The organism is Streptococcus suis, assembly GCF_002960445.1.
Classification (GTDB): Bacteria; Bacillota; Bacilli; order Lactobacillales; family Streptococcaceae; genus Streptococcus; species Streptococcus hyiners.
In genome coordinates this window covers 1-266 of record NZ_POJD01000021.1, presented here as the reverse complement: position 1 = coordinate 266, position 266 = coordinate 1, and the positions used below count along the sequence as shown (strand labels likewise).

At 45.5% G+C, this 266-nt stretch carries 1 protein-coding gene; it reads left to right on the top strand.

Translation table 11 applies throughout. From position 1 onward, the window contains the following. A partial coding sequence (locus C1G53_RS00095) for a hypothetical protein (RefSeq protein WP_153046619.1) occupies positions 1–266 on the top strand: 266 nt, incomplete at both ends.

Here is a 266-nt window from a genome sequence, read left to right as displayed (position 1 = left end):
ATGTAGATATTCGCTTGACCCAACCTCGGACAGTCGTGCGATGGGCTATGGATCATGCTGGTGCAGGTGGTGAATCGGTCAATGATGGCTTAATGAACACCAAGGATTTCGATCTCTATTATAAAAATGAGAATGGTGATTGGGTGTTAGCCAAAGAAGTTCGTGGCAATCGTGATCATGTGACAGACATCGTATTGGACAAGCCAATTCGAGCGCAGGAATGGCGTTTGGATGTCTTGACTTCTGATAATGGTACTCCTTGGAAG